Here is a 16791-nt window from a genome sequence, read left to right as displayed (position 1 = left end):
CGCGATCGAGGCGGCCGGCGCCGACGAGGTCGTCGCCGGGCTTCCCGACGGGATCGCCACGAGGCTGTGGCGCGGCGGCGAGCGCGGTGTCGACCTGTCCGGCGGGCAATGGCAGAAGCTCGCGATCGCGCGTGCGTTGTTCGCCGCGGCGCACGGACGTGAACTGCTCGTGCTCGACGAACCGACCGCCCACCTGGACGTCGAGGCGGAACAGGAGTTCAACAACCGGGTGACCGCCGGCGCTGGCGGGGCGTCGGTCGTGCTGATCTCCCACCGGCTCTCCAACGTCCGGGGGGCCGATCGGATCGTCGTGCTCGAAGGCGGCTCGATCACCGAGTCGGGCACCCACGAACAGCTCATGGCCGCGGACGGCAGCTACGCCGCGCTGTTCCGCCTGCAGGCGTCGCGGTTCGCGAGGGCGGAGGCGTGATGAGCCGGGCGAGGCAGAGCATCGCGGTGCTCCGTCATCTGGCCGCGTTGTCGTGGCGAGTCAGCCGCGCGGGCTCGATCGTGACGGCGGTGGTGTTCCTCGCCGTGGCGTTCGGCAGCGTGGGCGTGGCCCAGAGCCAGCGGTGGCTGATCGACGGGCTGGTGAGCCATGCTCTCGACCCCGGCCTGACCTGGCTGGTCATTCCCGTGGTCGTCGTCGCGTTCGCGCAGGTCGCCTCGACCATCGCGACCCGCGTCGCCGCACACCTGCGGGTGAACCTCGTGCACAAGGTCGAGGCCGAGCTGTCCGAGGAGGTCTACCGCTACGTGGCGCGCGTCCCCTCGATCGAGCACCTGGAGCGTTCCGCGTACCTGGACCGCGTCTACCTCGCCGCCAAGGGCAGCGGGGCGCTCGCCTCGTACGGGTGGTCGATCGCGGAAACCGGTGTCTGCGCGCTGATGCTCGGCCTCAGCGTCTGGCTGCTCGTGCTCGTGCACCCGGCCCTGCTACTGCTCGGGCTCACCACGCTGCCGCTGATGCTGCTCGCGAGTCGCGGGCAGTCCGCGCTGCGCCTGGTCCACGACCAGCACGCCGAGGTGGCCCGCCTGGAGGCGAACCTGCACGGTCTGTGCCTCGACGCGGACGCCGCCAAGGAGCTCCGCATCAGCGGCTCGGGGCCCGAGCTGTCGGCTCGGGCCGACCGGCTGTGGGGCGAGGTCACCGACGCCCAACGCGCGGCGCTGGCGCGTGGCACGCTGCTGGAGGCGGGCGGCTGGCTGTGCTACCTGCTCGGCCTGGCCGGCGGGTTGGCGTTGGTCGTCAACGAGGTGATCGCCGGGCGGATCGGGACGGGTGCGCTGGTGCTCGTCGTCTCCCTGGCCACCCAGCTCCGCACGCAGCTCTGGATGTTGCGCGACAACTACGCCAGAGCCGCGGACGCCGGGCGCGCCGCGGGCCACTACCTCTGGCTGCGCGACTACGCGTCGGGGTTCGACGACATCAGGACGCCCGCGCCCGAACTGCTTGCCGACGGCATCACGCTGGAGAACGTCTCGTTCCGGTACGCCGAGGGTGACGCGCCGGTGCTGCGTTCGCTCGACGCGCACCTGCCCGCGGGTTCGGTCGTCGGCCTGGTGGGCATCAACGGTGCGGGCAAGTCGACGCTGGTGAAGCTGCTGACCGGTCTCTACCAGCCGACCTCGGGGCGGATTCTCGTCGACGGGCAGCCGCTGGCCACGATCGATCCGCGGTCGTGGGCGGCGGTGTCGTGCGGCGTGTTCCAGGACTTCGCCCGCCTGCAGCTGCCCGTGCGGGAGTCCGTCGGTGTCGGCGACCTGTCGGCCCTCGACGACACGCACGCGATCAGCCGTGCGGTGGAAGCCGCGGGCGCGGCGCGGTTCGTCTCCACGCTGCCCGACGGCCTCCACACCCAGCTCGGCACGATCTTCGGCGGCGTCGACCTGTCCGGCGGGCAGTGGCAGCGACTCGCCCTCGCGCGCGGAATGATGCGCACCGCACCGCTGCTGCTGATCCTCGACGAACCCACGGCGGCAGTCGATCCCCAGGCCGAACACGACCTGTTCGAGAACTTCGCCCGACACGCGCGGGAAGCCGCCGCGCAGTCCGGTGCGGTCACCGTCCTCGTCTCGCACCGGTTCTCGACCGTGAGCATGGCCGACCACGTGCTCGTGATCGCGGACGGCGGGATCGTCGAGTCGGGCAGCCACCAGGACCTGCTCGAGTCCGGTGGTCGCTACGCGAAGCTCTACGCGACCCAGGCCCAGGCCTACGAAGTACGAGTGGGAAGGAGCGTCCCATCGAAATAGGTGCTGGATTCGACCTCCGGGGTGCCGGGGTGGTCATCACCGGCGGGGGTGGCGGCATCGGGTCGGCGTTGGCGCGCCGGTTCGCCGCCGCGGGAGCGCGGATCGTGCTGGCCGACGTCGACGGTGACGCGGTCGTCGAGGTGGCCGAGGAGACCGGCGCCGTCGCGGTCGTCGTGGACACGGCGAGCGAGACCGGTGTCGGACGGCTGGTCGCGACGGCGACCGACGAGCTGGGTGCCATCGACTTGTACTGCGCCAATGCGGGCGTGGCCCCCGAGGGCGGCCCAGAGGCTCCTGAGGCCTCCTGGGCGCGGGCGTGGGAGGTCAACGTGATGGCGCACGTCCGCGCCGCCGAGCTGCTCCTTCCGGCCTGGCTGGCGCGGGGCCGCGGTCGGTTCCTCGCCACGGTGTCCGCGGCGGGGATGCTGACCACGCTCGGTTCCGCCCCTTACGCCGTCACCAAGCACGGCGCGCTCGCCTTCGCCGAGTGGCTGTCCGTCACCTACCGGCACCGTGGCATCACCGTGCAGGCGCTGTGCCCGCAGGGCGTGCGTACCGGCATGCTCGCCGGGGCCGGGCCGAGCATGCGTTCCCTCGTGGAGCCTACCGCCATCGATCCGGAGGAGGTCGCCGACACCGTCGTCACAGCCCTCGCCGACGACCGGTTCCTCATCCTGCCCCATCCGGAGGTAGCTGGTTACTACCGTGCCAAGGCCGCGGACACCGATCGGTGGATCATCGGGATGAACGCCCTGCAACGCAAGATCGAGGGCACCTGACGGGCCTCGTGCGGACCAATTCTCCGCGGTGGGCCGGTCTTCCTGTCGTTCGTGGTCGAGCGGATCGTCGATCGACAGTCCCATGCGGTGCAGGGTCGGTCGTGCGGCAGCGAGGTCGTCGTCAATGCTCGAGGTCTGCGATCCTTCGGTCGATCTGACGCTCGTGCTGGTCGGCGTGGAGCTGCCGACTCACCTTCGCCGGCGACATCCTCGAGACCGGCACCACCTCCTCCGACTCCCCCACGCCCGGTCGGCGACTGCGCACCGAGCCGAGACTGTCGGTGGGAGCTGATTAACTGGCCGGATGTTCGAAACTCCCGACGAGCTCCGCAGCCTCCAAGTCCTGCTCGACACGTCTTTGGCCGACTCCAGCAACCACCTCAAGTCGATCATCCGGCCAGGTGAAAGCACCTTGGACGCCGAGCAGGTCGTCCGAGTCTGCCAAGGCATGTGCACCCTGGCCATCGCCACGGTCACCCGGAGCGGTGAGCCGCGCATCAGCGGCGCCGACGGGCACCTCCTGCACGGCCGCTGGATCTTCGGCACCCACCGCCAGGCCGCCAAAGCCCGTCATCTCGCGGCGCGACCCGGCATCAGCGCGACCTTCATGCGCGGCGAGCAGCTCGGCATCTTCACGCACGGACACGCCGTTCCGCTGAACCCCCAAGGGGCGAGCAGCGACCCGACGTGGCCGGCGATCCGCGACTACCTCGTCAACCACTACGACGGCGACGGCGACGACCCGTTCTGGGACGAGAACGTCTGGTATCGCATCGACCCCAACTGGATGGTCGCCTACAGCACCGACCCCGTCGGGCTGCTCGACCAACAACCGCCGGCCTAGGAACCGCCGCCACGAAGTGTCGCTGTTGCGCTCGGGTGCGGGCGGTATGTGTAGGCGCGCTTGAGCACGCGGCGCACGGTCGAGGCGGCGCCCCGGTGGCCGAGCTTGAGCAGCGCGCCCCGGATCCTGCGGAAGCCCCAGCCGGTGTTCTCCGGGCCATCCGCCCGATCAACGCCAGCACGGCATCGTCAACCGGCGGTCGCCCGATCCGGTACGGTGCTGCTCATTGCACCTGCCCCTTTTGGTAGTCATCGAACGTGGGCGGATTGGCCCACGACCCGTAGCCCGGCGCCTTCGCGCCGGATGGGTGGGCGCCGATCGCCCGCCACAACAACCCTTCGGTGTAGGCGTCGGGAGAGACGACGAACAAGGGTTTGCGTCCATCTCTGGCGTGCGCGCCGTTTTCCCCGGCCTGGTGCTGCCCGGGCACATCCTGCCAGGGCCGGCCCTCCTCGGGCCGGCTGTCATCCGGGACGGCGGGCTTCGCACCGCTCCGGCCGGGCGCCGTCCAGGCTGCCACGTCCACACGTCCGGTCAGTTCCGGGCCGTACCAGACGCCGACGTACCAGAGCTTGATGATGCTTTGCACCACTGGATCGGGAGGGACGGCGGAGGGATCGGAAGAGATCGCGTTCCGGATCGCGTCCCACCCTTCTTGATTGACGACCGTTTCGTAGTACACCTCCGCCTGGCCTGTCCCCCACAGGTCGAACTCGCTGAACCCGGTCACCGCGGCGGAGAACTTCACGAATTCGCGCAGCTTGTCTTCCGTGGCCGTTCCTTGCGTCACGGTGCTTCCTCCTCGACGGTATGGAGTTCGAACGTCGGGCCGGCGTTCGCCCCCGGATGGCCGGTGAGCGGGTTGCGGATGAGGCGGTTCATGCTGTCGCGGATGCGGAACATCTCCCACACCGCCTTGAGCAGCAGGTCGGGCTGACCGTTGTAGGCAAGATTGACATTGGCAAGGAAGGTGGCGTAGGACTCGTTGAACTCCTTGGCCGCCGCCAGGATTTCCGGGTCCCCCTCGAGGTCCTTCAATTTGAGGTCCGGCTTCACCGGGTAGACGGCCGTCCAGTCGACGTTCAGTGTCGGGCCGGAAGGCTTGTTCGGCTTGTCGCCCTTCTGGTAGTACTGCCCCTTCTCCAGTTGCTGGAACCTGTAGTAGTGGGCGATTTCGTCCTCGCTGTCGTAGATGCCGCCGTGCAGCCCTTCGCCCTGCTCCGCGACGAGGGTGAGCGCCGCGACCGCGGTGTCCCGCCCCGTCACCTTGATCACGTCGCCGCCACCCGAGTAGAAGTACTCGGGGGTCACCTGGCGGGCGGGATTGCCGGTGAAGATCGTCTTCCCCACCTTGCGGGCCTGGTCCTCCAGGTGGTTGATTCCCCGGATGATCTCTTCGTAGAACTCGCCGATGCTCGAGAAGCGCTGGGTGGGGTCTCCGGGGACGAGGCCGAGGACGGTGCCGGACTCCTCGAGTTCCGCCAGTTCGTCCGATGACGGCGCCGAGCCGTTGGACGTCAGCCCGAGGGCCGCCCAGTCCACCGGTACGAACCTGTCTTCCTCGCTAGCCGCCTGCGCGGGCTTCTCGATCCTCAGGAACGTGGCGAGAGCCTCGGGAGAGAACGGTCGGAGATGCACCTCGAAGTCATCCGGACCAGACGGCAGGCGCGTCGGGTAGTTCGGCACGAAGCCGCGCTTGGTGAGGTCCGGCGTCCCGCCCACGGCGTTCATGACGTTCGCGACCAGGGTGAGGTGCAGCATCTCCTCGACGGCCACGACCCTTATGACGTGCCATGCATCCGAGTTCTTCCCGGGGTGCAGCGAGTAGAGGGCTGTCAGGTAGGGCGGGAGCGTCGCATGCTCCAGCTGGAGCCCCTTGTAGAGGTACTCGTGCAGCTTTTCGATGGTCTGGATCTGGGAGCCCTCGGACGGCTCCGATTCCGAAACGGACACTACTTCTGAAACGGACATGTTCTCCCGATCGTGGGCGGCGGCGGTGGCCGGTGTCGCGTTCGACCCCGCCGATCTGTCGGCCGTCTAGCTGTGCACGGTGACCGGCGCTTTCGCGGCACGCAGGTACCTGACGATGTGGGTCGAACTGCGGAAGGCGAGCGCCGCCATGGTCAGGCTGATGTTGGAAGTCGCGATGGAGGGCAAGCTGCCCGGCCCGACGAGGTAGAGGTTGTCGTGGTCCCACGAGTGCTGGGTGTGGTCGACCACCGAGTTCGCCGGGTCGGTTCCCATGATGTGGGTGCCCGCCAGGTGGTTGCCGCCCACGATGTTGTACCACTGGCCGTCGTGCTCGACGGCGCTGTAGCTCTTCTCGTCGTACTTGGTCCTGTCCTCGGCGCCGAGCCTCTCGAAGATGTCGGCCGCGAGCTTGCGGGCGAACGCGGCGCCACGCATGGTGTAGGGCGGGATCTTGAGTGACACGACAGGTTTCAAGTTGCCGATGGCATCCTTGTACCGGTCGTCCACGGTGACCGTGTTGCTCTTGTCGGGCAGCAGGTCGATCATGAAGGCCAGCAGGAGCTGTCGGGAGATCTGGTTCCCGAGTGTCCTGCGCAGCTCCGACCCGCGCAGGCCCCGCTTGTCGACGAGTTCGACCAGGTCCGTGTAGGGCGAGCCGGTTGCCCATCCCCAGCCGTCGTTGTGGATGTCCACGCCGAAGCCGGCCTGGGTCCTGCGGAATCGCCCGCCGCGCAGGTCGGTGATCCCGCTCGTGCAGGTTGTGCCTCGCATCGTGCCGGCCGGCTTGGGCAGCAGGCCCCACGACAGCAGGTAGGCGTGGTCCATCAGGTTGCGGCCGATCAGCTTGCTGCGGCTCATGCGCTGCATGTCGGAGGCCAGCATGAGCCGGGCGTTCTCGATGGCGTGCGCGCAGAGAATGTAGACGGTGCCCTTCACCGTGTACGTCTCGTAGCTGTCGGAGTAGAGCGACTGGTACTTCTTGATGGTGATCCCGGCTACTCGGCGGTTCTGCTCGTTGATCTCCACCTTGGACGCGACGGCTTGCGTCACGATCTTCACGTTGCCCTTGCGGAGCGCCTTGGTCAGCGTCTTTCCCGCGTGATACTTGGCCTGTACGGGGCAGAGCGGGACGCAGTTGGTGTTGCCCTGGCAGCGCTCGCCTTCTTCGGCCTGGCTCGTGCTCACCGCGCCGACCGGGACGAAGCCCTTGCCGCCGTCGTACGCGGCGTTCGGCACGCCGTTGCGGGCCTGCGGAAAGCTCCGCACCCGGAGGGTGTAATCGTCGTCCGCCAGGTTGACCCGCATGCCGTCCACGCCTCGGGCGACCGTCTGGTCGAGGTAGGACGGCGGCATGCGGTGCATCGGGAACACGTATCCCTCAGGGAAGTGCATTCCCAGGTATGCCTGGTCCTCGACTTCGGCGGCTACGCCCAGTTCGGCCTCGGCCTGCCGGTAGTAGGGCTCCAGGTCGTCGTAGCCGAGCGGCCAGTTCAGGCCCTGGCCGTACTTGGTTTGCAGGTCGAAGTCCTCGGGAAGCATGCGCAGCGCTTTCCCCTCCCAGTGCATGGAGGTGCCGCCGAGAACCCGGGTGAAGGTGGTGTCCGTGCAGTACCTGTCCTCTTGTACGAGGTAGAAGTCGTCTCGGGGCGTGTCCGGACGCACCGGCATGGTGTCGGTGCTCCTGGGCATCCGGGCATTCGGGTTGAACGGGTACGGAGACTGGTTGTCCTTGACGACCGCGCCGTAGAACCGCGACAGGTACGACTCGTACTCGGCGAGGTCCAGGTCCTTGCCGGGGCCGGCTTCGAGGATCAGCACGCTGTAGCCCGCTTGGCTCAGCCGCTCGGCGACGATGGAACCTGCCATGCCGGCACCGACGACAACGGCGTCCCAATGGCCTTGCGCGGCCTCTGCGGCGCTGGTCTGCGTCGCGGCACCGGCCGGGAAAATAATTTGGTCTGCATCATCGAAAGATGTCATTGATACCCCTTTCCACGCCTGGGGTGACCTCACCCGGTTACGGGAATAATTCCGGTGACAGATCCCACCAGTCGTCAGAACGGATGGTGATCGAATGACTATCCGAGGCCCGCCACTGCCACTGGCAAATAGAGGACCTGCTCAGAATCCGAGTTCAAGCCGAAGAACCGAGTCGAGCAGGCATCGCGTCGCCCACCGACGAACTGCTAAGGGATTCCAGTGATCCCCAGCGGCTCCCACCTCCAACCGCGGCCACTCGCCGCGTTGTCGGCCCGTCCGCCTACGCCGCATACGAGAATCACCCTTCGCTTTGCCATTGACCACGTCCGACGCCGCTCGCCGATCCACCGGGATCGCGGCAAGGGGCTCCGGCACGAGGCTTGCATATGGCGCTGTCTCCCGCACCGGGTCTTGTCGGTGAATCCACCGTTCGGGTGTAGTAAAAGAGCCTTTTCAGCGTTGCCTCTCCAGGTCGAGGACGTAGCGCGATTGCGTGGCCGGACAGCAACGCGCTGAACTGGGAGTTTGCGGGGTGAGCGGCCTTCGCGGAGGCGACGGCGTCGGGTGAGCCCGCATCGGCGATCATGGAGTTGCGACGCTTCACGACTCCGAGGAAGACCCCACCCTCCGGTGCACGTGCAGATCCACATCCACGGCGAGGTCACCGCCGTCGACCCGGTCGAGTCCAATCAGGTCGACCTCGCCTCACCGCCGAGTCAGGCGCGCACCAGCAACGCCGCGGCCCGGCTCTATTCGCGCCGGTGCTGTTCGAACCGGGAACCACTCCCGTTCGAATCGAGGAACGACGACGCTGAGCACACCGTGGCAGCAGTCCGGGAGCGCGTCGACCGCCAATGGTGTTCCCGGTCGGAAGCATCGAGCGGCCACACCGTCATCGCGCGGTGGCGCGAAGGAGTTCTGCGAGCTGCTCCTGTGCTGCGTTCAACGGTCGCCTGGGCAGGAAGAGCGTGCGGTCGACCGAGGTCGAGGGGCCGGCAAGGGGGATGGTGCGGATTCCGGGGAGGGTTCGGTGGGTGATCGCAGAGGAGACTGCCATGCCGATGCCGGTTCCGGCGGCGACATGGGTGCCGATCGTGTCGATGTCCTGTGCGGTGCGGACGATCCGCAGGGTGGCGCCGGACCGTTGGAATGCCGCGATGAGGCGGTCGCAGAGGCCGCTGTTGACCTGGTGGGGCCAGGTGAGGACGCCGAGGCCGGAGAGGTCGTCGGTTCGTAGTGAGCGTCGCGCGGCGAGGGGGTGTCTGTCGGCGATCAGGGCGACGAATCGTTCTCTGGAGAGTCTGGTGGCCGTGACGCCGGTAGAGGCGACGGGACCCCATCCGATGCCGATGTCGAGTGTTCCGCGTTCGAGGGCGTCGAGTTGGGCGGCGGTGTCCATGCGACGTGGTACGGGCGTCACGTTGGGCAACTGCGCGCGTAGTTCCGGTAGGCAGCGCAGTAGTAGGTCGTGCCCGATGTCTTCGGCGTAGGCGACGGAGAGGACTTCGGTCGCCTCTCGCGCGAATGTCGTGCCCACCTCGTAGGCGCGGCGTACTTGCAGCAGCGCGGCACGTGCCTCGGGGAGGAGGCGTTCGCCCAGTGGGGTCAGTCGCACCTGTCGGCTGGTGCGGTCGAACAACCCGCCGCCGATCTGCGCCTCCAACTTGCGGACAGCCTCGCTGACCGTGGCCTGCCCCAGGAAGATGCGCTCGGCGGCACGACCGAAGTGGAGTTCCTCGGCGACCGCGACGAAGCACTCGAGCCGACGGAGATCGAGTTCCACGCTCGGAGGGTAGTCGATGCACCCGCAGTCATCGATCGGCCGCACCGATCGCTGTGGTCTTCAAAGACGCGTTGCTCGCCGGCTCCGCACCAGGCTGACTGGGGATGCGCCACCAGACGCGGTCGCGCATGGCATCGACCCACTCGAGGAACTCATGACAACCGTCTCAGTCGTCGTTCACTCGCGGCAGGGCCGCGGACAGGCACTCGCGGAGCACATCGCCGCCGGGGCGGAGGACGTCGACGGAACCGACGTCCACCTCCTGCAACTCCTCCCGGAACAGGTCACCGACGGCCGCTGGGCGGATGCCCGCATCAAGGCGCGCCTGGCCGAGTCCGACGCGATCATCTTCGGCTCGACCACGTACATGGGCAGCTTGTCCTGGGTGTTCAAGGCGTTCATGGAGTCCGCCTTCGACGAGTGGTTCGTGCAGGGCTGGAAGGACAAGTTCGCCGGCGGCTTCACCAACTCCGCCTCCCAGAGCGGCGACAAGCTGATGTCGTTGCAGCAACTGGCCGTCTTCGCCGCCCAGATGAACATGTTCTGGATCCCCGTCGGCGACCCGCCCGGGAACAACTGGAGCGGCGGGAGCCGCGACGACGTCAACAGGCTTGGTTCCTGGCTCGGCGTGATGAGCCAGAGCAACGTCGACCAAGGCGCCGAACTGGCCGGAAGCCACGGCGACATGGTCACCGCGCGGCGCTACGGCGCCCGGGTGGCCCGGGTGACGGCCCGTTGGGTGCACGGCAGGGCCTATCAGACCGAACGCATCACCGAGACCGAACTACGCGAACTCAACAACCGCGTGACGACCGAGGCAGCCACCACGCACTGACGACGTGTCCGGAATCCGTCCCACGATCGGCGATTCAGCGTCTTCGACAGGTGCGGGCGGGGGGCGGAAGGCTCCGGTGTCAGCCGGTGAGGCCGGCGTCGTGGGCGAGCAGGGCGACCTGGGTGCGGTTGTTGAGATCGAGTTTGGTGAGTATGCGGGAGATGTGGGCTTTCACGGTGGCCACGCTCATGAAAAGCTCGCCCGCGATCTCGGCGTTGGACTTGCCCCGCCCGACGGCGACGGCGACCTCGCGTTCGCGTTCGCTGAGCCGATCCAGCGCGGTGGTGGCGTGCCGTTGCCGGGCGGCGGCGCCGGTGTCGCTGAGGTGGGCGATGAGCTGTCGGGTCACGGTCGGCGACAGGATGGGTTCACCGGCCGCGACCCGCGATATCGCGCGCAGGATCTCGGCGGGTGGGGTGTGTTTGAGCAGGAAGCCGCTGGCCCCGGCGCGCAGCGCGCGCAGGACGTGCTCGTCGGCGTCGAAGGTGGTCAGGACGATGACCTCGGGTGGGTCGGGTCGGGCACGCAGCTGTTCGGTGGCGGCGAGGCCGTCGAGGATGGGCATGCGGATGTCCATCAGCACCACGTCCGGGGCGCAGGCGTCGACGGCGGCGGCTACTTCGCTCCCGTCGCCGGCCTCGCCCACCACGGTCAGGTCGGGCGAGCCGCCGATGACCATCGCCAGCCCGGCCCGCACGAGCGGGTCGTCGTCGACCACGAGGACCCGCACCGCTGCGTTCACGTCGGGCTCCTTCTCTCCGCCCAGCCGGGCCGCGGACCGACCCTGGCCGCGATCAGAGGGTAGGCCACGGTAGCCAGGCCCAGAGCCGGAACTCACCGGCCGGGGTGGGTCCGTGTTCGAGGCGTCCGCCGGCGAGGGCGGCCCGTTCGGTGAGCCCGATGAGGCCGATGCCGGCGCCGGGAATCGCGGTAGCACCGCCGGTGCCCATCGGGCACGGGTTGCGGATCTCGACGGTCACGCCGTCGCGCGGGGTTGCCCGGACGGTGACGGCCACCTCGCCGCCGGGGGCGTGCTTGCGGGCGTTGGTCAGCCCTTCCTGCACGATCCGGTACGCGCTGCGCCCCACACCAGCCGGTACGGCGGAACGCGCGTCGGTCTGCCAGTCGAGCCGTACCCGCATCCCGGCGCGCCGCGACTGGTCGACGAGGTCAGGGAGGTCGGCCAGCGTGGGCTGCGGCCGTTCCGGCGTCTCGTCGGACCGGTCGACACCGGCGCGGAGGACGCCGATCACCTCCCGGAGGTCCTCCAGCGCCTGGTAGGCGCTGTCGCGAACCACCCCGGCGGCACGGGCGACCTCCTCGGGCGCGGCGTCGGGGCGTAGCTCCAGCGCCCCGGCGTGCAGGCTCAGCAGGGTCAGGCGGTGGGCGAGCACGTCGTGCATCTCCCGGGCGATCCGGTTGCGTTCGCCCTGGCGGGCCTCGGCGACGCGCAGCTCCTGTTCGGCCTCGACCCGCCCGGCCCGCTCCCGCAGCGACTGGCGTCGGGCCCGGACGAACATGCCCCAGGCAAGCACCGCGACGCCGACGACGACGCCCAGCACGATCTCCGACGGGGACCCGACTGGGACGTCGGGCCGAACCAGCAGCGTCAGGAACGGTACGAGCGCGCACCCAGCCGCGATCGGGGCGACCACCGCGAAGCGCCGGTGCACCGCGACGGTGAACAGCGCGATGAGCGACGCGCCCCCGGCGGACGTCGCGTAGACGCTGACCAGACCCGCGGCCACGGCGAGGCCGACCGGCCGGCGCCGGCGCAGCCACACCCCCAGACTGCACAGGCCGCCGAGGACGAGGTCGACGGTGAGCAGACCCGGCGCGACGTGCTGCGCGCGGCTGTCGACCAGGGTCAGCACCACCACGCCAAGGGCCAGCACGAAACACGCGGCGTCGACCACCCGGCCGCGGGCCGTGCGCTCGGCCGGGCGTGCCGGATCGTGGTCGGCATCGCTGATCACGCCCGCCGGCAGCGGGCTCCGATCCCGCGGGTCCGCCGGGGCCGTCATGATCAAAGCGTACGGCCGGGTCGGGCCCCACGGCATCCGACCAAAGTCGAACCCGGGGTGTAGACCTTCGGCCCGCCGCCATCGACCTCGGCCCGTAGCGGCGCGTGCGGACGCATCGGCAACCTTGTTCCACCTGACCGGAACAGACGGCCCGACACCCGAACGAACACCCCGAACCTGCTCGACAACCCGCCATCCGACTGAGACGAAGGAGCAAGAGATGAGATCACCGCAGGACACCGCCACCGCGCCGGCCCGCAGTTGGTTCGTTCGAGGCCGGCTCCTCGGCGCCGCGGCGATCGCGTTCGTGGTGTCGGTGGTGGTGGAGAACGCGGTGCTCGCGGTAACGGGCGCGCCGACCTTCGACGCTCCGATCGAGGACGTGCTGGCCTACTACGCGGCCAACCGCGACTCGGTCGCGATCGCGTCCGGTCTGGTGGCCCTGTACCTGCCGCTGCTGCTCGTGTTCGTGACTGGCCTGCACGGCCTCGTGGAGCGGCGCGGCGGAGAGGGCGCCGACTGGTCGCGCCTCGCCGTGGCCGCCGGCGCGACGCTGTCGGCCGTCTTCGTGCTCGTCAACGTCCTGCAGATCGGGCTCGCGCTGTCCGCCGGCGGGCTCGCCGAGCCGACGCCCCCGTTCGAGCTCGTCTGGCAGGTTCACGCGGCGGCGTTCGCGCTGGCCCTGCCGACGCTCGGCGCCACCTTCGTCGGCGCGGCCCTCGCCGCGCACGCGAACGGGCTGACCCCGGCTTGGCAGCGCCTGCTGGGCCTGGTGGGCGGGAGCCTGCTGCTCGCCGCGGGGCTCGGCAACCTCGCGATCGCCGACGGCTCGCCGCTGCTCTTCGTCGGGCTCCTGGGGTTCGCCGCCTGGCTCGTCTGGCTGCTCGCGACCGGCGTGCGCCTCGTCCGGTCGTGACCGAGATGCGGTGGTGCCGTCCTTTCGTGGCGCAGTGGCAGCTGGACCGGCGCCGCGGGGGCAGGAACCGCCGCCGGTACCGAAGGAGCCCACATCGCCCACACATCCCATCCCTCGACCTGACCAAGCGCTACCAGGCTTAGCCGGCCTCGAGCAGTGCGCGCGGTTCGACGGCGGTCGCGTCCAACTCGAGGCAACGGCCCATCGCGTGGCGCGCCGCTCCTCCGTCACCGAGGGCCAGGTGGCACTGTCCGGCGCGGTACCAGGCGACGGCGCCGGCGCCGGTGGCCAGTTCCCCGGCGTGTTCGTACCAGCGCGCGGCCTGCTCGACGTGGCCGATCGCCAGGTAGGCGTCGCCGACGGTGGACCGGGCCTGCACGCAGTACGGGTCCAGAGCGATCAGCCGCCCGCACAGCGCGGTCACCTCGTCGTGATCGGCCGGCTCGACCCCGAGGGCGAGGCGCAGCCGCATTTCCACCAGGTAGCGCTCGTTCTCCAGGGCGATCAGCTCGTCCGCCGCGTCCCGACCGCCCGAGGAGACCACCTCGGCGTGACAGGACTCCGCCAGGTCCGCCTCGTCGGCGGCACGTGCCCGGTCCGGTCGTGCGGCGCTCAACAGCGCGACCGCGCGGTGGAACCGGCTCCGCACGAGCGCGGCCTCCCAGTCGTCCTCCGCCGCCGGCACGGCGGGGAACACCGACCGGCCGGTCCGTTCGAACCGCCACCCCACCGTCAGGTCGAGCCCGCCGTGCAGCGTGTGCCCGATGCCCTGGAACGCCGACGCAAGGCGTACCACCGGGTCCTCAGCGTGTTCCGCGGGCTCGCGGAACACGGCCAGCGCACGGTCGCGCAGGCCGGGCGTCACCACTGCGACCTTGGCGAGGTCGTACCGAAATCGCTGGTGGGCCGCCGACCCGTCGGAGGGCCGGTCCAGGTCGGCCAGGTCCAACGCGAGCCGGTGATAGGACAACTGCGCCAGCTGAACCACGACCAGGCTGCGTCGCCGCCAGTCCAGCGCGTCCATCCGCTCGATCGAGCGCACCAACGTCCGCCAGGCGGGTGTGCGCCGCTCGGGCGGCAACTCGCTCGGCGTGCGGGCTTCGTAGCCGGCCAGGCCGGCGTGCCGGATGACCTGGTGCCGCAGCCCGGGCACGCTCACCCGGGAACACCACGACCACCGGTCGGACGTCTCGTCCAGCCACTCGTTGACCGGCCGGATCAACCGCAGCCGCACCGGCGCCAGGTCGCTGGCGCCCATGTCGACCAGCGGGCGCCAGAACGGCTCCAGCCGGTTGTGCGGCGGCGCCGGCCGACCGGTCACCGCGGGCGGTGAACCCCGCGAGTCCGACCGGGTGTAGACGCGTCGGAAGGCCCCCGCCGGCCTGCCGGCCGTGCTCTCAGTCACCGGACGGGCGGCGGTAGGTGGCGACCAGCAGACCGGAGGCCCAGTCGACGAGCGTGGCCACCAGCTCGGGTTCCCGCACGATCTCCTCGCGCAGCCGGTGCACCCGCGGCAGGTGCTCGTCGGTCCACTTGGGCTGCGGCAGCAGGTCGTCGGCGAGGAAGAGCGCCCCGTCGGTCAGGTGCCGGTACACCAGGTCGCGCCGTTCGAACTTGGCCGTGGTGGTGTCGACGAAGACCAGGTCGAACGGCGGCCCGTCATAGGTTTCCAGCCATTCGGTCGCGTCGGCCGTGACGACGTGCACCCGCGGGTCACCCGCGAAGGTCTTCCGGCAGGCGTCGGCGATTGTCGGCGACCGCTCGATGGTGGTGAGCGTGGCGTCTTCGTCCATGCCGTCGAGCATCCAGCCCGTGCCGACACCGGTCTGCGAACCGAGCTCGAGCAGGCGGCCGCCCGGTTTGCTCGCCGCCATCGTGCGCAGGAACGCGCCGGTCTCCGGCGTGGACGCCAGGGTCAGGTTGGCCCCACGTGCGATGTCCCGTGCCCGTGCCGCCAGCGGCGGTTCCGGCACGACCACCGCGTCGGTGGCTGGTTTCGTCATCTGCTTTCCTCCGCTGTCTCAGTTTCCCTTGGCCGCCGCGGTTTCCGACTCGCGGACGAACCGCCGCGCCCAGATCTCCAGCAATGAGCCGCGCAGCAGCCAGTACGCCACGACCCCCCAGAAAACCCCGACGACGCCGAAGTCGAGCAGCTCACCCAGCAGCCAGGCGATCGGGAGCTGCGCGACGATCGCGGCGGTGAGGTTGCCGTACATGTCCAGCTTCGTGTGCCCGAACGCGCGGACGATGCTCACGTTGGTGAGGTTCCAGGCGATCAGCGGGATCACGACCCCGATGACGATGAGCGCCTGACCCACCTGTGTCCGCACCTCGGGGAACGTGGTGAACACCCCCGCGATCTGCTCGCGCAGCAGGATCAGGGCAACGCCGACCGCGAACCCGGGCAGCAGCAACGTCGACCGCCCGGCCCGCCACGTCCCCCGCACCCGGCTGGTGTCACCGGCCCCGATCGCACGTCCGACGAGGATCCGCACCGCCGACGAGAACGCGGTGCCCAGCCCGTAGCACAGCACCATCACGTGGAAGGCGATCCGGCCACCGCCGAGCGCTGCCGTGCTCAACCCGCCGACGATGGCGAAGAACACCGCCGTGCTCGCGTAGTCCAAAGCGGTCGACACCATCGCCGGGACGGCCACGCGCGGGATCGACGTGTCGAAGTCGACCGGTTCGGGATTGCTCGTGCGCAGCCGCTGCCACAGCTTCGCGCGCACGGCCAGGGTGACGAGCAGCAGCAGGCCCAGCAGCGAGGACAGGCTGGTCGCCAACCCGTTGCCCACCGCGCCGAGCCGGGGGAACGGTCCGGGGCCGTAGATCAGCAGCCAGTCCAGCACGATGTTGCTTCCCGCGGTGAGCAGTCCGGCGAACATGGGCAGCCGGGCCAGCTTGTAGGCGTTGAACGTCGCCGCGACGGCGCCGAAGATCACGCCGAACACCAACGTCGGCGCGACCGCGGCGAGGTACTGCCCGCCCATGACCGCGGCGTCCGGTCCGGCGTCCGACGCGACCAGCCGGGTCAGCTGACGGCCGAACAGCACGGTGACCGCGACCACTAGCACCACGACGACAGCGGACAACTTCGCGGTCGACCGGAGCGACGCGGCGATCCGCCTGCCGTCGTCCCTGCCGGCCAACCGCGCGGCGAGGATCTGGTGGCCGGCCACGGTCGCGAGTGCGAGCGTGCTGAACACGTCGAAGACCGCGGCGGCGCTCGCCACCGCCGCGAGTGGCAGCGCGCCGTAGTGGCCCATCATGGCCGTGTCGATGACCCCGGCCAGCACGGAGGACAGCACTCCGACCACGAACGGCAGGCCGAGTCGGAGGATCGCGCGCCGGTCGGAGTCCGGTGCCGCGTCCGTGGCATTGGTGCTCATGTCGCTCCCGC

15 protein-coding genes are annotated in these 16791 nt (G+C 69.7%); 6 read left to right on the top strand and 9 right to left on the bottom strand.

Features of this window, described 5'->3' with window-relative positions; genetic code table 11:
- From ABTZ99_RS08105 to ABTZ99_RS08090, 4 genes are all read left to right on the top strand, one after another.
- Positions 1-430, top strand: a 430-nt coding sequence (locus ABTZ99_RS08105) for an ATP-binding cassette domain-containing protein (RefSeq protein WP_499609369.1), incomplete at its 5' end; no start/stop codon positions are given.
- Entirely contained in the window at positions 430-2256 is a 1827-nt protein-coding gene (locus ABTZ99_RS08100) for an ABC transporter ATP-binding protein (protein WP_499609366.1), read from the top strand. The genes ABTZ99_RS08105 and ABTZ99_RS08100, both read left to right, overlap by 1 nt.
- Before the next feature lie 29 nt (positions 2257-2285).
- Positions 2286-3035: an SDR family NAD(P)-dependent oxidoreductase gene (locus ABTZ99_RS08095; RefSeq protein WP_499609363.1), complete on the top strand. Its 750-nt coding sequence runs from the start codon at positions 2286-2288 to the stop codon at positions 3033-3035.
- A gap of 304 nt (positions 3036-3339) precedes the next feature.
- Complete coding sequence (locus ABTZ99_RS08090; protein ID WP_499609361.1) at positions 3340-3879, top strand: pyridoxamine 5'-phosphate oxidase family protein; 540 nt, start codon at positions 3340-3342, stop codon at positions 3877-3879.
- A gap of 223 nt (positions 3880-4102) precedes the next feature.
- On the opposite strand, the gene ABTZ99_RS08085 is transcribed toward ABTZ99_RS08090, so the two are convergent.
- The 4 genes from ABTZ99_RS08085 to ABTZ99_RS08070 form a co-directional block, all read right to left on the bottom strand.
- A complete protein-coding gene (locus tag ABTZ99_RS08085; protein ID WP_499609358.1) occupies positions 4103-4669 on the bottom strand; it encodes a hypothetical protein in 567 nt (188 codons plus the stop codon).
- The gene (locus ABTZ99_RS08080; RefSeq protein WP_498783749.1) at positions 4666-5832 is read right to left on the bottom strand and encodes a ferritin-like domain-containing protein; all 1167 of its coding nucleotides are present in this window, start codon (positions 5830-5832) and stop codon (positions 4666-4668) included. The genes ABTZ99_RS08085 and ABTZ99_RS08080 overlap by 4 nt, the downstream gene beginning before the upstream one ends.
- Before the next feature lie 84 nt (positions 5833-5916).
- Entirely contained in the window at positions 5917-7830 is a 1914-nt protein-coding gene (locus ABTZ99_RS08075; RefSeq protein WP_498783751.1) for a GMC family oxidoreductase, read from the bottom strand.
- Between the two features lie 892 nt (positions 7831-8722).
- The gene (locus ABTZ99_RS08070) at positions 8723-9613 is read right to left on the bottom strand and encodes a LysR family transcriptional regulator (protein ID WP_499609354.1); all 891 of its coding nucleotides are present in this window, start codon (positions 9611-9613) and stop codon (positions 8723-8725) included.
- A gap of 154 nt (positions 9614-9767) precedes the next feature.
- Between ABTZ99_RS08070 and ABTZ99_RS08065 the strand changes: the two genes are divergently transcribed.
- Complete coding sequence (locus ABTZ99_RS08065; protein WP_499609351.1) at positions 9768-10448, top strand: flavodoxin family protein; 681 nt, start codon at positions 9768-9770, stop codon at positions 10446-10448.
- Positions 10449-10527: 79 nt separating this feature from the next.
- Here the strand turns inward: ABTZ99_RS08065 and ABTZ99_RS08060 are convergent, their stop codons facing one another.
- Both ABTZ99_RS08060 and ABTZ99_RS08055 read right to left on the bottom strand, forming a co-directional pair.
- A complete protein-coding gene (locus tag ABTZ99_RS08060) occupies positions 10528-11166 on the bottom strand; it encodes a response regulator (protein WP_498783757.1) in 639 nt (212 codons plus the stop codon).
- 76 nt (positions 11167-11242) lie between these two features.
- The gene (locus ABTZ99_RS08055; protein ID WP_499609348.1) at positions 11243-12472 is read right to left on the bottom strand and encodes a sensor histidine kinase; all 1230 of its coding nucleotides are present in this window, start codon (positions 12470-12472) and stop codon (positions 11243-11245) included.
- 220 nt (positions 12473-12692) lie between these two features.
- Between ABTZ99_RS08055 and ABTZ99_RS08050 the strand changes: the two genes are divergently transcribed.
- Entirely contained in the window at positions 12693-13388 is a 696-nt protein-coding gene (locus ABTZ99_RS08050) for a hypothetical protein (RefSeq protein ID WP_499609345.1), read from the top strand.
- 139 nt (positions 13389-13527) lie between these two features.
- Here the strand turns inward: ABTZ99_RS08050 and ABTZ99_RS08045 are convergent, their stop codons facing one another.
- The 3 genes from ABTZ99_RS08045 to ABTZ99_RS08035 form a co-directional block, all read right to left on the bottom strand.
- On the bottom strand, positions 13528-14709 hold the full coding sequence (locus tag ABTZ99_RS08045) for a hypothetical protein (RefSeq protein ID WP_499609343.1): 1182 nt from the start codon (positions 14707-14709) through the stop codon (positions 13528-13530).
- A 76-nt stretch (positions 14710-14785) separates the two neighbouring features.
- Positions 14786-15391: an O-methyltransferase gene (locus ABTZ99_RS08040; protein WP_499609340.1), complete on the bottom strand. Its 606-nt coding sequence runs from the start codon at positions 15389-15391 to the stop codon at positions 14786-14788.
- An 18-nt stretch (positions 15392-15409) separates the two neighbouring features.
- Positions 15410-16780, bottom strand: a complete 1371-nt coding sequence (locus ABTZ99_RS08035) for an MATE family efflux transporter (RefSeq protein ID WP_499609337.1) — start codon at positions 16778-16780, stop codon at positions 15410-15412.
- Between the last annotated feature and the right edge of the window lie 11 nt (positions 16781-16791).

The sequence above is a fragment of the Actinosynnema sp. NPDC002837 genome, from assembly GCF_040295345.1.
Classification (GTDB): domain Bacteria; phylum Actinomycetota; class Actinomycetes; order Mycobacteriales; family Pseudonocardiaceae; genus Actinosynnema.
The sequence above is the reverse complement of the archived record's forward strand: the minus strand, read 5'-3'. Positions and strand labels throughout refer to the sequence as shown.